General features: G+C 61.5%; 15 protein-coding genes. 7 read left to right on the plus strand and 8 right to left on the minus strand.

What is annotated here, in order from left to right; genetic code table 11:
• Positions 1 to 36 precede the first annotated feature (36 nt).
• Positions 37 to 717, minus strand: coding sequence for a TetR/AcrR family transcriptional regulator (locus HNR38_RS08500; protein WP_183702218.1), 681 nt, complete (start codon positions 715 to 717; stop codon positions 37 to 39).
• 72 nt (positions 718 to 789) lie between these two features.
• Positions 790 to 1,650, minus strand: a complete 861-nt coding sequence (locus tag HNR38_RS08505; RefSeq protein ID WP_183702221.1) for a hypothetical protein — start codon at positions 1,648 to 1,650, stop codon at positions 790 to 792.
• Positions 1,651 to 1,800: 150 nt separating this feature from the next.
• On the opposite strand from HNR38_RS08505, the gene HNR38_RS08510 reads away from it, so the two are divergent.
• Positions 1,801 to 2,424, plus strand: coding sequence for a riboflavin synthase subunit alpha (locus HNR38_RS08510; protein ID WP_183702224.1), 624 nt, complete (start codon positions 1,801 to 1,803; stop codon positions 2,422 to 2,424).
• 29 nt (positions 2,425 to 2,453) lie between these two features.
• Here HNR38_RS08510 and HNR38_RS08515 read toward each other — a convergent pair whose 3' ends face one another.
• Together HNR38_RS08515 and HNR38_RS08520 are read right to left on the minus strand one after the other, a co-directional pair.
• Complete coding sequence (locus HNR38_RS08515; protein WP_183702228.1) at positions 2,454 to 3,509, minus strand: methyltransferase; 1,056 nt, start codon at positions 3,507 to 3,509, stop codon at positions 2,454 to 2,456.
• A 62-nt stretch (positions 3,510 to 3,571) separates the two neighbouring features.
• Complete coding sequence (locus HNR38_RS08520; protein WP_183702231.1) at positions 3,572 to 8,458, minus strand: NAD-glutamate dehydrogenase; 4,887 nt, start codon at positions 8,456 to 8,458, stop codon at positions 3,572 to 3,574.
• A gap of 164 nt (positions 8,459 to 8,622) precedes the next feature.
• On the opposite strand from HNR38_RS08520, the gene HNR38_RS08525 reads away from it, so the two are divergent.
• Genes HNR38_RS08525 through HNR38_RS08550 form a run of 6 tightly spaced genes read left to right on the plus strand, consistent with a single transcriptional unit; the run spans position 8,623 to position 15,057 of the window.
• Positions 8,623 to 9,585 (plus strand): AAA family ATPase, encoded by a 963-nt coding sequence (locus HNR38_RS08525; protein WP_183702234.1) that lies wholly within the window; start codon positions 8,623 to 8,625, stop codon positions 9,583 to 9,585.
• Between the two features lie 25 nt (positions 9,586 to 9,610).
• On the plus strand, positions 9,611 to 10,546 hold the full coding sequence (locus HNR38_RS08530; RefSeq protein WP_183702237.1) for a DUF58 domain-containing protein: 936 nt from the start codon (positions 9,611 to 9,613) through the stop codon (positions 10,544 to 10,546).
• Positions 10,543 to 11,010, plus strand: a complete 468-nt coding sequence (locus HNR38_RS08535; RefSeq protein ID WP_183702240.1) for a DUF4381 family protein — start codon at positions 10,543 to 10,545, stop codon at positions 11,008 to 11,010. The genes HNR38_RS08530 and HNR38_RS08535 overlap by 4 nt, the downstream gene beginning before the upstream one ends.
• Positions 11,007 to 12,005 (plus strand): vWA domain-containing protein, encoded by a 999-nt coding sequence (locus tag HNR38_RS08540; RefSeq protein ID WP_183702244.1) that lies wholly within the window; start codon positions 11,007 to 11,009, stop codon positions 12,003 to 12,005. The genes HNR38_RS08535 and HNR38_RS08540 overlap by 4 nt, the downstream gene beginning before the upstream one ends.
• On the plus strand, positions 12,002 to 13,708 hold the full coding sequence (locus HNR38_RS08545) for a VWA domain-containing protein (RefSeq protein WP_183702247.1): 1,707 nt from the start codon (positions 12,002 to 12,004) through the stop codon (positions 13,706 to 13,708). Before HNR38_RS08540 ends, HNR38_RS08545 begins: the two co-directional genes overlap by 4 nt.
• Entirely contained in the window at positions 13,702 to 15,057 is a 1,356-nt protein-coding gene (locus tag HNR38_RS08550; protein WP_183702250.1) for a BatD family protein, read from the plus strand. The genes HNR38_RS08545 and HNR38_RS08550 overlap by 7 nt, the downstream gene beginning before the upstream one ends.
• A gap of 7 nt (positions 15,058 to 15,064) precedes the next feature.
• Here the strand turns inward: HNR38_RS08550 and ccmI are convergent, their stop codons facing one another.
• Genes ccmI through HNR38_RS08570 form a run of 4 tightly spaced genes read right to left on the minus strand, consistent with a single transcriptional unit; the run spans position 15,065 to position 19,372 of the window.
• Positions 15,065 to 16,321, minus strand: a complete 1,257-nt coding sequence (gene ccmI, locus HNR38_RS08555; RefSeq protein WP_183702266.1) for a c-type cytochrome biogenesis protein CcmI — start codon at positions 16,319 to 16,321, stop codon at positions 15,065 to 15,067.
• Between the two features lie 35 nt (positions 16,322 to 16,356).
• The gene (locus tag HNR38_RS08560; RefSeq protein ID WP_183702269.1) at positions 16,357 to 16,842 is read right to left on the minus strand and encodes a cytochrome c-type biogenesis protein; all 486 of its coding nucleotides are present in this window, start codon (positions 16,840 to 16,842) and stop codon (positions 16,357 to 16,359) included.
• A complete protein-coding gene (locus HNR38_RS08565; protein WP_183702272.1) occupies positions 16,842 to 17,378 on the minus strand; it encodes a DsbE family thiol:disulfide interchange protein in 537 nt (178 codons plus the stop codon). The genes HNR38_RS08560 and HNR38_RS08565 overlap by 1 nt, the downstream gene beginning before the upstream one ends.
• Positions 17,375 to 19,372 (minus strand): heme lyase CcmF/NrfE family subunit, encoded by a 1,998-nt coding sequence (locus HNR38_RS08570; RefSeq protein WP_183702275.1) that lies wholly within the window; start codon positions 19,370 to 19,372, stop codon positions 17,375 to 17,377. Before HNR38_RS08570 ends, HNR38_RS08565 begins: the two co-directional genes overlap by 4 nt.
• Positions 19,373 to 19,374 lie beyond the last annotated feature (2 nt).

The following is a 19,374-nucleotide window of genomic DNA, read 5'->3' on the forward strand; positions in this document are numbered from 1 at the left end:
GGCAGACCCACCCGAGCCTACCGGAGCGCAGAGAGGTCAGGCAAGCTCGATGTCGCTACCCAATGGCGGCATCTGAAGCTTTTCCGGCGCTTTCATACCGGCGGCAAGGAACGGCACCAGTCGGGCGGCAATTTCCTGGACACTGGTTTCAACACCGATTTTGGTCTCCAGGATGCCGATCAGCGCGTCGCTGCTGGACATGGTGAAAGCCGTGGCCCCCAGCATGAACTGGATACGCCAGTAACGATCGACGGCAGACAGCTCGGGGGTCGCCTCCTTCAGCAAGCTCATGAACCGGCCGAAGGGCTGGCTGTATTCTTCCTCAAGAAACTTGCGCAGGTGCCCCTGGGATTGGGTATAGGCCAGCCCCAGCAGCCTCATGAAGATGGAAATGCCTCTTTCATTGCGCTGAGGCATGCGCACGGCACTCTCGGTCAACGCCCAGAGAATCCGGTTAAGGGACGGAGGCTCGCCACCCTGACACTCGGCCTCAAGCTGGTCGAAAGCCGACTCCAGTGTGGCGGAATACGGAGTCAGAAAACGCGCGAACACAGCATGAATGAGGGCATTCTTGGAACCAAAGTGGTAATTGACAGCCGCAAGATTTACCTTAGCCTTACTGGTGATCATGCGCAGGGAGGTTTCAGAAAAGCCTCGCTCCGCAAACAGTTCTTCGGCGGCGTCAAGAATTCGGTCTACGGTATCGGACTGGGCCATGAGTGATCGGGTGCCTCTGACAAACGTACGTTTCAAACATACGTTTGAAACGTAAAAAAGTCAAGCAGCAAATCATTCACGCTGCTGAGGCTCCGCCGCCACCGTCTTCCAGCCCCTGTCGATGGCTTCCTGATTACCCTCAAAAAACGCCTGCTGGGCCGCCGTGTACCCCTTCTCGGCTTCCAGCAGATAGATCAGGTACAGCCGTATGTGCTCCCGGCGACTCAAATGGGCCGGCAGGATCCGTTGCTCCGAAAGCCGCACCAGGCGGCTGAACCGGGGATGTTTCAACGTGGGATTGAACTCGGCCAGCCGGGTGCATTGCCAGACCAGGCCATCCTCTCCTTCCAGGTGCGCCACATGCTTGCGGGCATCACGAACCATACGCTGTCGCTTCATCAGCAGGTCCATATAGGAAGGCCTTGAAGTGTAGATCCTCCGGACAAACGGCACACCGAGCAGCAGAATAATGGCAAAGGCGCCAAGCCCGCCCCCTGCAACCCAGGCGGGTACGAAGCCTGTCAGCCCACTGAGAAAGACAGAGGCCGCTGCCAGCGCGCTGAAAATCCAGACGTCCCGGGCCCGGCGTGCCTCCGCCATCTGGAAATTGTCCGGCCAGTCCGACATGGCCAGAAGATCAAAATCCAGCAGCAGCACCCGGTCACATTGCCTCAGCATTAACCGGAGCTTGCGCTGGCGCGACTCCGCCAGAAGCCGCTCGGAATCCTCCTCGTCATCCTCACCGGATGAGGCGGACTCACCCTCCTGAGGGTCGCCGGATGACTCCGCGGGCTCGGCATCAGGTGCAGGGCTTGTTGTTCCCTGCTCTGCCGGCGGCTGGTTGCCGGCCTCGTCCTGCGGCACCGGGTCGGCTGAGCGCCCGGGGCGTAATACCGCGCCGGCAGATGCGTCTGCTGTCTCGTTTTCGGCCATGTCTGCCCTTAATAATAATCAGTCACGGTTGGGGTAACGGCCACGGCAGACATTTCTTGACCCCTTCCGGGCCACCCGTCGCCTTGGCATCCCCCCGCTGCGCCGGTATCCTTGCCGGTTATCGGACAGGACCAACGCAGGAGATCCACCATGTTCACAGGTATCGTTCAGGGCATCGCCACGATTGATGACGTGATTCAAGCCCCGGGCCTGAACACTCTGATAGTAAGCTTCCCGGAAGGACGGGTACAGGGGGTGGAGACCGGAGCATCCGTGGCAATCAACGGTACCTGTCTGACCGTAACCCGTCAGGAAGGCAGCCAACTGCATTTTGACGCCATGCAGGAAACCCTGAAAACCACCACGCTGGGCGAGCTTTCGGCGGGCGACGGCGTCAACTTCGAGCGCGCGGCACGTGTGGGTGATGAGATCGGTGGCCACCTGCTCAGCGGCCATATCCACACAACCGCCGAAATCGTCCGCATTGTCCGGTCTGAGAATAACGTCACACTCTGGTTCGAAGTCCCCGGGGACTGGGCGCCCTACATTTTCCCGAAAGGCTATATCGCCATTAACGGGGCCAGCCTGACCATTGGTGATGTGGAGGAAAACCGGTTCAATGTGCACCTGATTCCGGAAACGCTGCGAGCCACCACCTTTGGCACGGTAACGGAAGGTGACAAGGTAAACATTGAAGTGGACAGCCAGACCCAGGCCATTGTCGATACCCTGACGAGGATGGGCTACGGCCGCCCGCAACAGGCTCCCGAGTAAAGGTCGGGCCGGGCCGCCCCCTTTTTCTCTCAGGCTTTTCGCCGGAAGGCCCGGTAAACCGTGAACCGGCGGTCCTGGGCCAGTACTTCCGCAGGCCCGAGGTAGCGTTCGATCAGGGAGCGGTAAGGCAGGAAGGTGTTGGCCACCAGGCGCAGTTCGCCGCCGGCTTCCAGATGCGCCGAAACACCGGCCAGAAACGTCTCGGTCATCGAGGTGTCGGTTTTCACCCCACTGTGAAACGGGGGATTGGTCACCACCGCCGGCCAGCGCCCCTCAACCCCCGAAAGACCATCGGAGGCAAAAATCCGCCCCTGACAGCCGTTTTGCTTATAGGTGGCCCGGGCGCAGAACACCGCCTGTGACTGAACATCAACGCCATCAACCCGCTGCAGGGGGCCACCGGTGGCGTTACCCTGCCCTTGCAGCCAGGCGCCAATGACGCCGGCGCCACAGGCAAAATCCAGAACACTCGGGGCTTTCAGTGGCTGCTCGGCCAGGGTATCCAGCAAAAGCGCCGTGCCCTCATCAAGCTCTCCCTCACTGAAAACACCGGGCAGGCCGGCAATGTCGACCGAAACCCCGGCGTATTCAAGCCTTGTCCAGTTCAGCCAGCCGGCCAGATCAAAGTCCGCCAGAGGCTCACGGTTGGTACCGGAAAGAACCTGGCAATGCCGGGCGCTGTCCACCTTGGCGACATCCGAAGCCACGTCCCGGAACTGCCGGGCAGCGCCACCCATGCCTTCTTTCTTGCCACCGATCACCAGGATCCGCGCACCGGCGCTCCCGAGAAAACGGGCCATGGCCAGGCGCAGTGCCATTTCAGCACGGGACTTGGGCAGGAAGACCACGACGGTATCGAAACGGCCGGCCAGGGAGCCGGGACAGTCATACCCGTACAGGACCTGCCAACCGTCGGCCTGTTGCTCCAGGGCCCCGAAGACCCCTGCCTGTTCACTCATGACCAGGCCGCTGACCGGAAGGCGGGGCATGACCGCCGCGTCCGATACACCCAACAGCGCAACCTGCCCTGAAAGCAGCTCCGCGTTGCGCAAAAGTACGTCGTGGGTATTGGGTAATGAGGACATGGCACGCTCCCGCCGTTGATTGCCGACGGCATTGAACGGCAATCAACGGCACAAAGCAAGCATCAGGCGATCGAATCCCCGTCTGACGTCTGATGCATGGTGGCCTGCGCCAGGTCCAGCAGTTCCCGCAAGGCCACGGAGAACATGGCGTACTCCGGCTCGCGGGCACCTTTGAGTTCCGCCAGCATGACGTGCCAGCGGTCAATCATCGGCTGATGCTTCTGCTGCCAAAGCTCCACGCTCTCGGCCACTTCTCCCGGCTTGGTCGCCAGTTTCAGCACACCGGTGGTGAGCGCACGCTGCTGCCAGTCCAGATCCTCCCGGAAACTCTCACGGGCCAGGGCCTGCCAGTGGGAATTCGGGGTCAGATCGGCAATGGCATCGGCGAACCAGTTCAGATCCAGCCGGTCGCCCAACTCATAATAGAGGTTGGCCACGGTCTTCAGCGGCATGTCGGTGGACTCGCGCGCCTCGATAATACCCAGCGAGGAGTACAGGTAACCGGTCCCGGCCAGCACGGATGCAAGATCCTGGGGAACACCGGCGGCTACCAGTTCGTCGTGGCGTTTTTCCCAGTTCACCCGGGCCTGCTCGCCCAGGTACTCCGGCAGGTTGGACATAATCGCCCAGACGCCGTCGGCAAAACGCTGCATGTGGTTCTGGATGTTCAGCTCGGAACGGCGGTTACGCAGCAACCAGCGCACGGCCCGGCGCATCACCCGCATCAGGTCCTGCATCAGTTCCATCTGCAGGCTGGCCGGCACGTGGTAATCCAGATCCTCGATACGGTCCCACCAGTTGTCGATGCGGAAGACATCGCGGGCGATAATCCAGGCCAGTGAGATGGACGCCGCATCGGCACCTGTGGACTGGTTAAGCCGCTCGACAAAGGTGATCCCCATATGATTCACCATATCATTGGCGATCTGGGTGGCGATGATTTCACGACGCAGCTGGTGCTCGCTCAGTTCCCGGGAGAACTTGGTGTTCAGTTCCTTCGGAAACACCTTGTACATTTCGCTGGCCAGCAGCGGATCGTCCGGCAGAGTGCTGTCGATCAGGGTCTGCTTCAGATCACCTTTGACGTAGGAGATCAGCACCGACAGCTCCGGCCGGGTCAGGCCTTTACCCGCCAGCTTGCGTTCGCCCAGCGTCTCGTCGTCCGGCAGGAATTCCAGGCCACGATTGAGCTTGCCTTCGCTTTCAAAGGTGTTCATCAGCCGGCGGAACTCTTCCAGCCGTGTCGCTGTGTCCAGGCTGGCAATACTCAGAGCCTGGGTCTGACGGTAGTTGTTCTTGAGCACCAGCCGGGCGACATCATCGGTCATCTCCTCAAGCATGATGTTGCGCTGCTTGTTGGTCAGATCCCCCAGGGCCACCGCCTGATTGAGCAGGATCTTCATGTTTACTTCGTGGTCGGAGCAGTCCACCCCGCCGGAGTTATCAATGAAGTCCGTGTTCAGGCGACCGCCATTGAGCGCAAACTCGATGCGGCCAAGCTGGGTAAGGCCCAGGTTACCGCCCTCACCCACAACCCGGCAGCCAAGCTCGCTGCCGTTGACGCGCACCGCGTCGTTGGCCTTGTCACCAACATCGGAATGGCTCTCGGACGCGCCTTTGACGTAGGTGCCGATACCGCCCACCCAGAGCAGGTCGACGCGGGCCTTGAGGATATGGGTAATCAGCATGTTCGGCGGCACCCGGTCGGCCTTGATGCCCAGCAGCTTTTTCATTTCCGGGCTGACCGGAATGGACTTGGCGCTCCGGCTGAAGACACCGCCACCCTTGGAAATCAGCTTGCTGTCATAATCACTCCAGGCGGAACGGGGCATCTGGAACAGACGCTGGCGTTCCTTGAAGCTCTTGGCCGCATCCGGGGTGGGGTCGACGAAAATGTGCATGTGGTTGAACGCTGCCACCAGGCGGGTCTTCTCGGAACTCAGCAGGCCGTTGCCGAACACGTCGCCGCCCATGTCGCCGATACCAATGGCCGTGAATTCGTCCACGGCCGGATTGATCCCCATTTCACGGAAGTGACGCTCCACGGACACCCAGGCGCCCCTGGCGGTAATCCCCATCTTCTTGTGGTCATACCCGTTACTGCCACCGGAGGCAAAGGCGTCGCCCATCCAGAAGCCATAATCGGCGGCAATGCCGTTGGCAATGTCCGAGAAGGTCGCCGTGCCCTTGTCGGCAGCCACCACCAGATAGTGATCGTCGTCATCATGACGGACCACGTTCTCCGGCGGCTGAATGGCGGCCTCCACCAGGTTGTCGGTGATATCCAGCAGGCCGCGGATAAAGGTCTTGTAGGCAGCAATGCCCTCGGCCTGGAAGGCTTCCCGGTCAGACGGGTCCGGCAGACGCTTGGCAACAAAACCACCCTTGGCCCCCACGGGCACGATAACCGCGTTCTTGACCTGCTGGGCTTTCACCAGCCCCAGGATTTCAGTCCGGTAGTCCTCGAAACGGTCGGACCAGCGCAGGCCACCCCGGGCCACCTTGCCACCTCGCAGGTGCACACCCTCGACCCGCGGCGAATAGACGAAAATCTCGAACATCGGCATCGGCAGCGGCATGTCCGGGATCATGTGGGGGTCGAACTTGATGCTGATGTAAGGCTTCCAGTCGTCCTGGTCGTCCGGCTGGTAGTAGTTGGTTCGCAGGGTCGCCTGCATGAGCTCCAGGTACAGGCGCAGGACCCGGTCCTCGCTCAGGTTCTCAACGTCGTCCAGGCCCGCGTTGAACTCGATCTCCAGCTTCTGCTGGGCGGCTTCGCGCTTGCCCTTGCTCTGGCTGCGTTCCGGGTTGAAACGCACGTCAAAGTATTCCAGCAGAATGCGCGTCAGGTTGACGTGATTCACCAGGGTGTTGGAGATAAACGTCTGACTGTTGGAGAACCGGATCTGACGCATGTAACGGGCGTAGGTGCGCAGCAGCGCAATTTCCCGCCAGCCCATGTAGGACGACAGCAGCAGCCGGTTGAAGGCGTCGTTTTCCGCTTCGCCATGCCAGACCCGGCGGAACAGCTCTTCGAAAATCGGCCGGATCCGGTGAATATCCACCACGCTGCCGCTGTGGGACAACAGGGTGAAGTCATGAATCCACACGGATTTACCGCTGTGGTCAACCACCTCGAACGGATGCTCACCGAGCACCCGGAAACCGAGGTTGTCAAAGATAGGCATCACGTCGGACAGGGGCAGCGGTTCATCCGGGTAGAACAGCTTGAAGTGCAGCGTGTTCTCGTCTTCCTCCAGGGCCCGGTAGAAACTCATGGCCAGGTCATCCGCACGGGCGGCGGTGGTAATATGATCCAGGTCGATGGCCGCCCGACGCGGTGAGAACATATCGGTGTAACTGGCCGGGAAACCGGTTCCCCAGACCCGGTAAAGCTCATTACCGGCCTCTTCGCCGTAGCTCTCGCTCAGGGCCTCATAAAGACCGTCACGCCAGGACTGGGCCAGATCGATGACCTTCTCACGGATCTCGCTGATCGGCAGACGGCGGTTCTCCACCTGGGGCACGCGGATGGTGAACTGCACGCGGGCCAGGACAGACTCCGAGAAGTGGGTGACAAACTCGATGTCTTCCGCCTCCAGGCTGTCCAGCAGCACCCGTTCCACCTTCAGGCGCAGTTCAGTGTTGTAGATGTCCCGCGGGAAGAACGCCAGGCAGGTGACAAACTGGCCGTACACATCCTCGCGCATGAACAGCTCAATGCGGCGACGTTCCTGGATGTAGAGGATGTTCTTGGCCACATCCATCAGCTCATCGGTCTCGATCTGGAACAGCTCATCCCGGGGATAGACAATCAGGATCTGCTCCAGCTCCTTGCCGGCGTAATCGTCGGTCAGGAAGCCGGACCGTTTCATGACGGTCTGGAACTTGCGACGCAGCAGGGGAATCTCGTCCGGGCGCTCATTGTAGGAGCGGGCGGTGTACAGCCCAAGGAAACGGCGTTCGCCCACCACTTCGCCCCGGCTGTTGAATTTTTTCACCGCAATGTAATCCGGATAGGCGGGGCGGTGAACCCGCGAACGCTGGGCGGATTTGGCAAAGATGAACACATCATCGGTGCGCATCATCTCGTGCCGGGTACGCTGGGGCAGCTCATTGATCTGCACTTCCTCCGGCCGCTCGTTATTGACCCGAAGAATGCCCATCTCGGAATCCGCCACCCGGCGCACAACCATGTCGTCAGCGTCGGAGACAGAGACGAAGTCGTATTCGTCGTAGCCGAGGAACGTGAAATGGTCTTCAACCAGCCACTCCAGGAATGCCTGGGCTTCCTTGCGATCCTCCTCGGTAATGCCTGCGGTGGTGGTATCCAGTTCCTTGACGATTTCCTCGACCCGGTCACGCATCACCGGGAAGTCGCCAACCGCGATACGGACTTCATGCAGCACACTCTGCAGCGCATCCTCAAGATTACGCAGGTCGGCCGGATCACTGTGCCGGTCAATTTCCAGCACGATAAAGGCTTCGTAGGGCGCGTTTTTGGGTGCCTTTTTACCGGTCACCAGCTTGTTCAGCTTGCCGCCCTCGTCCCGGTCGACGCGAAGAATGGAATGCTGGATGGAATGGGTACCGATTTCCCGGCGGTTGATGGCCATCCGCAGGGAATCGATGAGGAACGGAATATTCGGATGCAGGATGAAAATGACCGTATGTGTCGATTGCCAGCCATCGCTCTCCAGTTCCGGATTGAAGACCGCGACCGGTGTTTCGTCGGCGCTGCGCTTCTGCAGAAACTGCCAGGCGGCCAGGACGGCACCGTAGGTATCCGAGAAGCGCCGGCTGAGCAGCTCCTCAAGCGGGGTATGGGCATAGTGCTGACGGGCGAATTCAATGACTTTTTTCGCTTCTGTCTTGGCGAGTTTTTCCGTGAACGCATCGGCCAGTTGTTCGAAAAATTGTTCCTTGCTGGCGATTGTCAGCGCATTCATATCCGACCTCTGTTTTGTGTGAAAGAAACGTAATCCGGGTATCGTCACTTAAGCATAGTCAAACCCTTGATTTTTGTCGGCCATCTGCCAAAACTGCGGCAACTACCTACAGGCGTGACGGTGAGCTTCACTACCACGGCCGGCAATCAGGGGTGTTCTAATTCATGTCGTTACAACAAACATTTGGCGAGCTCAGAGCCCGCCTGTCAGAGCGTGTCATTGGTCAGGAACAGCTGGTTGACCGGCTGCTCATTGCATTGCTGGCCGACGGTCACCTGCTTGTCGAAGGCGCGCCTGGCCTTGCCAAAACAACCGCCGTCAAGGCACTGGCCGAACACATCGAAGGTGATTTCCATCGCATCCAGTTCACACCGGACCTTCTGCCCTCGGACGTAACCGGCAGCGAGATCTACCGGGCGGGAACCGGACTGTTTGAATTCCAGCCAGGGCCTATCTTCCACAATCTGGTACTGGCGGATGAGATCAACCGGGCGCCCGCGAAGGTGCAGTCCGCGCTGCTTGAGGCCATGGCCGAACGTCAGATCAGCGTTGGCCAGCAGACCTTCGATCTGCCCGACCTGTTCATGGTCATGGCCACCCAGAACCCGATTGAACAGGAAGGCACCTATCCGTTGCCCGAGGCGCAGCTTGACCGGTTTCTGATGCATGTTGTGATTGATTATCCATCTGCCTGTGCGGAGAGGAAAATTCTGCACCTTGCCCGCAACGACTACTGTCAGGGAATCCCGAGAGTCGACTTTGGTATAACATCGGATCAGGTCATGACCGCCCGACAGGAAGTCGCCGGCATTTTCATGGCCGAATCGGTGGAGAATTACCTCCTGGCTCTGGTGCTAGCGACCAGGGATGCCTCGAAAATTGACCCGGGGCTGGGCCGCTGGATAGCCTTCGGCGCCAGCCCCCGTGGCACCATTGCCCTGGACCGCTGCGCCCGCGCCCGGGCCTGGCTCGATGGCAGGGATTACGTCACCCCGGAGGATGTCCGGACCATGGCCTACGACACACTCCGTCACCGCATATTGCTGACGTTCGAAGCTGAAGCCGAGGGCATGACGCCCGACCAGCTCCTGGCCCGACTGCTGGAACTGGTGCCAGTGAGCGCCTGATCATACAACCGGTAGGCGAATTCCCGTGATACACACCCAGGCTGTCACCCATACCACACGCGCAGAACTGGTCCGGCTGGAGGCTGATGCCCGTGCCCTGCGGCTGCCGGTGACCGGCTCCGCCCGGGCCCGCCCCCGGGGATTCCAGCGTTCCCGGCTTCGGGGACGGGGAATGACCTTTGCCGAAGTCCGGGAGTATCAGCCCGGTGACGATATACGGACCATCGACTGGCGGGTGACCGCCCGTCGCCAGTCCCCCCACGCCAAAATCTACGAAGAGGAGCGGGAACGCCCGGTCCTGCTGATTGCCGATCTGGGCGACACCCTGTTTTTTGCCAGTACCGGTGCCTACAAGCAGGTGCGTTGCGCCCAGGCCACGGCCCTTCTGGCCTGGCTGGCTCTGGGATCCGGGGACCAGGTTGGCGGTTTGGTCTTCAACAACACAGAGCTGGAAACCCTGAAACCGGCCAGACGCAAAAAGGCCGTCGTACGCCTGCTCGATGCTCTGGACAGGCTGCAACACCAGCCGTCCGCCCCGCCGGTTCAGCCGGTGCCGGACGCCCGCCTCGACCGGGCCCTGCAGGAAGCCCGGCACGCCGCACGCACGGGCAGCCGGGTGTTTATTGTCAGTGATTTCATGGCAATCACCGACCAGACAGTGCCGTTGCTGGCCGGCCTGTCCCGGCACAACAGTGTGACCGCGCTGCGCATCCAGGACCCGCTGGAGGCATCGCTTCCAGAACGCGGCCAGTTTTCCGTTGCCAGTCCCTCCGGGCCGATCACCTTCGATGCGGGCAACCCGGCCTTCCGGCGCGCCTGGCAGGAAAAAACCGGCGCCCATGAGTTGCGACTGGAAGACACCTTCCGACGGGCGGGCATGCCCTGGCTCACCCTGTCCACGGCACAACCACCGGCAGAGGCGTTGCTCGGTCTGATCGGGGCGGGAGGCCGGCTGCTGTGAATCCCACCGATCCACTGGCTCAGCTCCGGGATATACACCTGCCCTCCGGTGCTGGCTGGTGGCCCCCGGCCCCGGGATGGTGGCTGGTGGCCACACTCCTGCTGCTGACCCTGACCGGATTGGCCCTGTTCCTGTACCGCCGGTACCGCAACAACCAGTGGCGCCGGGAAGCCCGACGCCAGCTCCGGCAACTGGCCCAGAGCCAGCACCCCACAGCGGACTGGTTCGGGCAGCTCAATGCACTGCTCAAACGGGTTGCCCGCCAGCGCTTTCCGGAACGTCGTCCGCAAAGTCTGACCGGCCCGGACTGGGCCAGTTTTCTGCTGACCACCGCCCCGGCATCCCAGGCTGACCAACAGGCTCAGGTCCGGGCGATGGTCGAGGCCAGCTGGCAGCCGCATCCGACCCTTGATACCGAATCGGCCTTGCAGTTTGCCCGCCGCTGGCTGGAGGCCCAGCCATGACGCTTGCGTACCCCTGGCTACTGTTGCTCTGCGCCCTGCCCCTGCTGCCGTTTCTGCGCCGGCAAACGCCCGATACCTCCGCAGCCCCGAGACTGCCCATCGGCCACTGGCTTTCGGAACTGCCGGGCGTTCAGCATTCGAATCGCAGACCGCCACTGTGGCAGCGCATTCTTCTGATTCTGGCCTGGCTTTGCCTGGTGCTGGCACTGGCCCGGCCACAGTACGTCGGAGAGGCTTCACGCATGCCTGTTACCGGGCGGGATCTGATGCTGATCGTGGATATTTCCCCCAGTATGGAAGAACGGGACATGGTGGTTCAGGGCCGGGGGGTGACCCGCCTGCAGGCAGTCAAACAGGTACTGGAATCGTTCATCGAGGGCCGCAAGGGGGACCGGCTCGGGCTGATTCTTTTCGGCACACAGCCCTATGTCCAGGCCCCACTGACTCTCGATGGGCAGACCGTGCGCACCCTGCTGTTCGAAGCCGGCCTGGGCATGGCCGGTCGGGCCACCGCCATTGGCGATGCCGTTGGCCTGGCCGTGAAGCGCCTGCGCGAGCGTCCCCGGGAACAGAGGGTGGCCATCCTGCTGACCGACGGTGCCAACACGGCCGGCGAGATTACTCCCCACAAGGCCGCCGACATTGCCAGTGCCGCCGGGGTCCGCCTCTACACCATCGGAATTGGTGCGGAGACCATGGTCCAGCGTGGTCTGTTTGGCTCGCGCAGAGTCAATCCCTCCCGGGACCTGGACGAAACCCTTCTGACCACCATGGCTCAACGGACTGGCGGGCGCTACTTCCGGGCCCGCAACATGGAGGAACTACAGGCGGTGTACCGGAGCATTGATCAGCTTGAGCCCATGGAACTTGAAGGCCAGTACTACCGACCGGTCACCGAACTCTATGTCTGGCCCGCCGGGGCAGCCATTGCTCTGTGGCTGCTACTGGTCGCAGCGCGTCTGCGTCGCCAGCGGCCGGAAGGAGCCAGCGCATGACCGATTTTCATTTCTTGCGTCCGTTCTGGCTGCTGCTACTGATTCTGCTGCCGGCGCTGCCCTTGCTGCGCCAACGCCTGGCCGGCACCGGCTCGGGCTGGGAAAAATACATTCCGGAGTCCTTCCTGGCACCGTTGCGCCCCGCCAAAGCAGAGAAGGGCCGGAGCCCGCAGCCTTTACCTGCACGGGCTATCCTGCCACTGCTGATCACCATTCTCTCTCTCGCCCTGGCCGGACCGGTCTGGCGACAGGCCCCCACCTCCCTGGCCCAGTCCGATGACAGTCTGGTGATCGCTCTGGACGTGTCCCTGTCCATGCTGGCAACGGATGTATCCCCCGACCGACTGACCCGGGCCAAGCGCAAGATCCGCGATATTCTGGCTCTGCGTCAGGGCGCGCCGATCGCCCTTCTGGTTTATTCCGGTGATGCCCATGTGGTCGCCCCACTGACCGATGACCGGCGCACCATCGAGGCCATGCTCGATGTCCTTGAGCCCACCATCATGCCGGCTCAGGGTAACCGGGCGGATCTGGCCATTAACCGGGCCGTGGAGCTACTGGAACAGGGCGCCCCCGGCAGCGGCCGGATCCTGCTGATCAGCGATTCCGTGGCACCACGCTATCACGATTCGATACATACACGGCTGGCCGACACACGCTGGCGACTGGATGCCCTGGTTGCCGGCACCCCCGAGGGCAGTCCCATCCCCCTGCCCAAGCGTGGTTTCATACGGGATAAGGGCGACATCGTCATCGCTCACGCCCGGCCTGACACCCTCCAGACCGTCGCCAGCAACAACCAGGGCCGCGGCCTGTCGATGACGCTGGACGACACAGACATCCGCTCCTTGGGGCTGGGCCCGGCAACCTCCGGGCGCACCGCCGAAAATTCAGCAACTGCCCAGCGCTGGCAGGACGATGGCTACTGGCTGCTGTGGCTGGCACTGCCACTTGCGCTGCTGGGCTGGCGCCGGGGCGCGGTCATGCTGGTGCTGGGACTGCTGCCGGTTATCATAATGCCACGCCCGGCCCTGGCACTGGACTGGGCCGGGCTCTGGCAACGAGAGGATCAACGGGCCCCCGAATTGATCCGGGAGAACCCGGATCAGGCAGCCAGGGAGCTGCACCAGCCAGGTTGGCGGGGCTCCGCACTCTACCGCAGCGAGCAGTACGAACAGGCGGCAGAGGCCTTCTCCGGGCAACCGGGCGCGATTGGCCACTACAACCGGGGCAATGCCCTGGCCCGCGCCGGCAAGCTGGAACAGGCTCTCAAGGCCTATGACCAGGCACTGGCACAAAACCCGGAACTGGAAGACGCCCGGGCAAACCGAGAACTGGTGGAAGACCTGCTCAGACAGAAAGAACAGCAACAGAAGCAGCAGGAACAGCAATCACCTGCCGACTCGGACAGCTCCGGCGAGGGTAATCAGCCCTCGCCCCGGAACAACGATGGGGAAACACAGGATCAGAACGACGCTGACGGTCAAAGCCCGCCGGATGCTCAACCCAGGCCGCCAGAACAGGCCGAGCAGCCGCCTCCGGAGCCGGAAGGAACCCAACCGCCGGAAAATCCCCTGGACCGCAGCCAGGAATACTGGCTGAAACGGATACCAGACAATCCCGGTGGCCTGCTTGAGCGCAAGTTTCTGCAGCAATATCAGCAACGTCAGACAGAACCCGACAGGGGTGATACACCATGGTAAGAGATCTGGTCCGCAACATTTTGAGCCTCATGGCCCTCACCCTGCTGACCCTGTCGTTTGCCCACGGGGCTCCCCGGGATGCGTTTATCGAACTGTCCGCTGACAAGGCCGAGGTTTACCTGCAGGAGCAGTTGGTGCTGACCGTCAGACTGTTTTTTTCCGGCAATCTGGTACGGGGCGAGCTCTCGGAACCCGAGCATCCGGACGCGGTGATCGAGTCACTGGGAAAGCAGAAAGACTATACCCGGTTCCGTGATGGCATCCGCTATCGGGTCGTCGAACGCCGTTACGCCGTCTTTCCGCAGAAAACCGGCACTCTGGTACTGCCGCCGATCCGCTTTGACGGGCAGACCGTAGCCAGTGACGGGACCCTGCAACGCCTGCGCCGGGAACAGCAGCTTTACGAGGTGCCCGTCAATGACATTCCCGAGGTCTACCCGGAGAACCAGCCCTGGCTGCCGTCCAGCGCGCTTACCCTGACCCAGGAGGGCCTGCCGGACAGCGCGCTGGACGTCGGCAGCAATCTGAGTGTGAAAACCACACTCGAAGCCGAGGGGCTGACTGCCCAGGCGCTCCCGGGCGTCCGCCGCACCTATCCGGATACCCTGAAACAGTATCCGGAACAGCCGCTGAAACATACCCGGTCAACGCCCGAAGGCCTGCAGGCAAGCCTGCAACAAAGCACGGCACTGGTACCACTGACACCGGGAGAGGCGACCATACCCGCCTTCCGTCTGGCCTGGTGGAACACCAATACCGATCAGCTTGAGTACGCGACCCTGCCGGCCCGCACGCTCCTGGTTACCGGCCAGAGCACAGCAACAGGCCAAACCTCATCCCCCACCGATACCGAAGCCTCTGAACCCTCCAGCGGAAACGCCGAGAGCCGGGACCCGGTCTGGTTCTGGGCAACCGTGATTCTCTCTTTGCTGTGGCTGGCGACTCTGGCGGCCTGGTGGCTGTCCCGGAGAGTCAGCACACGCACGCAACCTCAGGCGCAACAGGCGACCGACACCTCAGAACAGCGGGCCTTTGAACAGCTCATCGAGGCCATTGAAGCCGGCTCTGAGGAAACGTCAGGCCTGCTGCTTCGCTGGGCCAGGCAGCGGTTTCCCGGCCTGCGAGCGGGTACTCGTGAGGATCTGGTCCGGTCACTCGAGGCCCGGGATCTGGAGCGCCTGCTCAGACGCTATGAGCAATGCCTGTTCTCGGCGGGCGGCAGCAGCCCCGAGCCGGCACTCAAAAAACAGCTGACAGCCACATTGAAGGATCTTCGGAACACAAAAAAGGGGCGCGGTGGTCAAGCTGACCCACTGGCGCCCCTGTATCCTGAGGGATTGTCAGACTAGGTGACTATCATTCGCCAATCTGCTGGCGAATGACCAGCTCTGCTGGTTCACCCTGTTCGTCAGCAGACACCACCGGTGCTTCAACATGTCCCTCCCAGTCACCCGGTTGGGGATTGATGCTGCCGGAACTGCTCAACCTGCCGACGACAACCACGTTTTCCTGGGAAGAAATGGTCGACTGGGGCGACATGGAGTAGTTGTCGTCCAGACGAATCTCGAGCGGCAAATCGCCTGCAGTCATCCGGGCCACCGCCACCGGTGCCCCACTGGTCTGGCCCGCCGGGCGTGCGAACACGAACAGGGTCGTGTCATCACTGACCTGAACCTGGTCTCCCAGGGAAATACGCAGGGTTACTCCAACACCTGGCTCTGGGGCAGCCGCCTCCGGAGCCGGCTGTCCCAGGCGCCGATAGGCTTCCTCAATGCCACCCTGAATGGAGGCCAGTTGCGGGTGCTGGGGTGCCACTTCCACGATCCGCTCCCAGTAATCGATGGCCTGCTGGTAGTTCTCCTGGCCAAAGGCGTGGATCCCCAGCAGACTCAACGCATTCACATCGTCCGGGTTCAGGGTCAGCGCGGCATCGATGGTTTCCTGGACCTCCGGCGTCAGGCGGCCCTGGCTGGCGAAAAATTTTGCCTGGGCGGCGAGCCCGAGCGCCCCGGCGCTGGCATTGGCGTCATCCGATGTTACCTCAGCCAGGCGCTCATAGGCCTCGGCCGCCTGCGGGTATTGTTCGATCCGCATATAGGTCTGGCCGAGCATGGCCCAGCCCTCGGCATTATCCGGGTTCTCCTCAAGCCGCTGGTGCAACTGTTCGGCCAGTTCCGCCATGCGGGCCACCTGGTCACCGCCGGAGGCATTCATTTCCTGCATGGTCCTGAACTGTTCCAGCTCGTCCATGGCGCCCCACTGCTCATAGCCGAAGTAGGTGCCCGCCGGTAGCAGCACAATGGCCACCATGGCTACCACGACCGCACTGCGTCGGCCAGGCACGTGTTTTTCCGGCATGGGGTTTTCCGGCACATCATCAAGCATGGAGCCCGCCAGCTCTTCTTTCAGTTGGCGGTAGTTGTCCTCGTCCAGGGTGCCGGCGGCGTATTCGTCGTCCAGTTCCTTAAGACGGGTGCGATAGGCCAGCAGGTTCTGGTTACGAAGATCAGCATCCCGCCGCAGTTTCGGGCGGTGAAATAACACCGGATAGAAAACAAACGCCAGGGCGAAAAGAATGAATACCGTTGCGACAATCCAGAATGTTTCGGTCATGGGATCCGTGTCGTGCCTTCAGATGTATTGATTGATCAGTGGCTGGCCTGATCGTCTTGGTCACCGGAGAGTATCCGTTCGGCCCGGCTGCGATCCTCGTCGGTCAGGCCCTGCTCCCGGGCCTCCCGTCGGCGGGTGCGCCACACCACCCCGACCACGATCAGAAAACCGCCGATGGCCGCGATGGCCGGAAAGGCCCAGAGCAGAATGGTGCGCTGGTCCACTGGCGGCTTGTACTGGATGAATTCACCAAACCGGGCCACCAGGGCATCCACGATCTCCTCGTTCGAAGCGCCGTCCTGCATCATCCGATAGACCTCATTGCGCATGTCCTCGGAGATGGGCGCGTTGGAATCGGCGATGTTCTGGTTCTGGCACTTGGGGCAACGTAATTCAGAGATCAGCTGCTGGAAGCGCTGCTCCTCGGAACGGGAAGAGAAATCGTAAACATCCGCCACTTCCGCCTGTACCGGGGTGGCAAACCACACGGCAATCGCCAGTAATGCCCATAGCACTCGCATCAACTGTTACCCCTTGCCTTGTTGATGACCGGAAGCAGTTCCTCGGTCCAGACTTTTTCATTGACCACACCCACGTGGCGGTAACGCACCACCCCGTCGGCATCAATCACGAAGGTCTCGGGCGCGCCGTAAACCCCCAGATCAAAGCCAAGGCGCCCCTTGGGATCAAAGATGATCTCGTCATAGGGATTTCCCAGGCGTTCCAGGAACCGGAATGCGTTTTCCCGCTGATCCTTGTAGTTGAGCCCGACGATCCGGACGCCCTTTTCTCTGGCCAGGTAAGTCAGGTAGGCGTGCTCGTCCCAGCAGGACGGACACCATTCCGCCCAGACATTCAGCAGGCTGACTTCGCCCTTGAGCAGCGAGGTGTCCAGCGTGCGGGAAGCGTCATCCAGGCTTTCCAGGGAAAACTCCGGCACCGGCTTGCCAATCATGGTGGATTCCAGCTTGGTGGGATCCTTGCCCAGGCCGGCAAACAGAAACACACCAATGCCCACCGCCACAATCAACGGCAAAAACAGGAACAGTCGTTTCATGACGTGGCCTCCGCGGGGTTGCCATCAATCTTCGGTGACGCCGCCCGGCTTTCCTGTTGCCGGCGCACCTTGATCCGGTAGCGCTTGTCGGCAATCGCCAGAAAGCCACCAATGGCCATCACCAGAGCGCCCAGCCAGAGCCAGCGCACCAGCGGCTTGTACTGCAGGCGGATCGCCCAGGCATCGCCATCGATACGCTCGGCGATCGCCACGAAAATGTCGCGGAACAGCCCGGCATCAATATCCGCCTCGGTCATCACGCTCATACCCACCGGGTACTGGCGTTTCTCCGGGTGCAGTTCTGCCACCTGTTCCCCGTCGAGGAACACATCAAAGCTGCCGTACTGGGCGGTGAAATTGGCACCCTGGCGCTCACCGATGTCATTGAAGACCACACGGTAGTCGCCGACTTCGGCCACGTCACCCGGCTGCATCCGGACGTCACGCTCAATGCCGTAGTTGGAGACCACAGTGACACCAGCCATCACAATCGCCAGGCCTAGATGACCCAGTACCATCCCCCAGTAGCTGCGGGACTGACGCTTGAGACCATACCAGCGCCCCTGCCGGGAAGAGGATTTGTCCCACAGATCCCAGAAGGTAGCGACCGCCACCCACATGGCCGTGAACACGCCGATAAACGCCCAGGGCTTGAAGCCGCCATAACCGATCACCACAGCGGTGCTCGCGAGAATACTGATGGTCAACGGCCAGAGCAGTTTACGGCCCAGCCAGCCGCCGTCGGTTTTCTTCCAGCGGGAGAAAATACCGGCGCCAAGCAGCAACCCAGCCGCCACGCCCAGAGGCGTGAAGGTGGTGTTAAAGAAGGGTTCGCCGATGGACAGCTTGCCCATGTTCAGATAATCCAGTACCAGCGGGTACAGGGTTCCAATCGCCACCAGCAGGGTTGCAGAAACCAGCAGCACGTTGTTCAGCAACAGGAAGACTTCCCTGGACAGGCCGCCGTAGCGCGCACGAACGTGAACCACCTGGGCCCGGAAAGCATAGAGTGTCAGGCTGCCAATCACGGTAATGCCCAGCAATGCCAGCAGGAAACTGCCACGCTCCGGGTCCGAGGCAAAGGCGTGCACCGAGGTCAGCACGCCGGAGCGGACCAGGAAGGTACCCAGCAGACTGAGCGCAAAGGTCACAATGGCCAGCAGGACAGTCCAGCTTTTGAAGACACCGCGTTTCTCGGTCACCGCCAGCGAGTGCATCAGGGCGGTGCCCGACAGCCAAGGCAACAGGGACGCGTTCTCGACCGGGTCCCAGAACCACCAGCCGCCCCAGCCAAGCTCGTAATAGGCCCACCAGCTGCCCAGGGCAATGCCGATGGTAAGGAATGACCAGGCCACCGTCGTCCAGGGGCGGGACCAGCGCGCCCAGGCCGCATCCAGGCGGCCGTTGATCAGGGCCGCGATGGCAAACGCGAAGGCAACAGAGAAACCGACGTAGCCCATGTACAGCATGGGCGGGTGCATGATCAGCCCGACGTCCTGGAGCAGAGGATTGAGATCCTGACCGTCAGCCGGAATGTTCGGCAACAGCCGATCAAACGGATTGGAGGTCACAATGACAAACAACAGGAAGCCCACGGCCACCATACCCAGCACTGACAGTACCTGGGAGATCATCACCGTCGGCAGGCGACGACTGAACACCGCCACCGCCAGAATCCAGGCCGACAGCATCAGTATCCACAGCAGCAACGAGCCTTCGTGCCCGCCCCAGACCGCACTCATCTTGTAATACCAGGGCAGCATGCTGTTGCTGTTGTTGGCGACATAGGCGACAGAAAAGTCGTCCACCAGAAAGGCGTGGGTCAGAATGGCAAACGCCAGCCCGATAAACACGAATACGCCCGAAGCCAGTGGCCGCGCGAATGCCTGCAGGCTGTCACGGCCGGTAATGGCCCCCACCAGCGGCACTACGGAGAGAAGCACTGCCAGCAGCAGCGCGAGAACCAGTGCAAGCTGCCCGAGTTCCGGATACATCA

This window comes from Marinobacter oulmenensis, assembly GCF_014201735.1.
In the GTDB taxonomy this organism is placed as follows: Bacteria; Pseudomonadota; Gammaproteobacteria; order Pseudomonadales; family Oleiphilaceae; genus Marinobacter; species Marinobacter oulmenensis.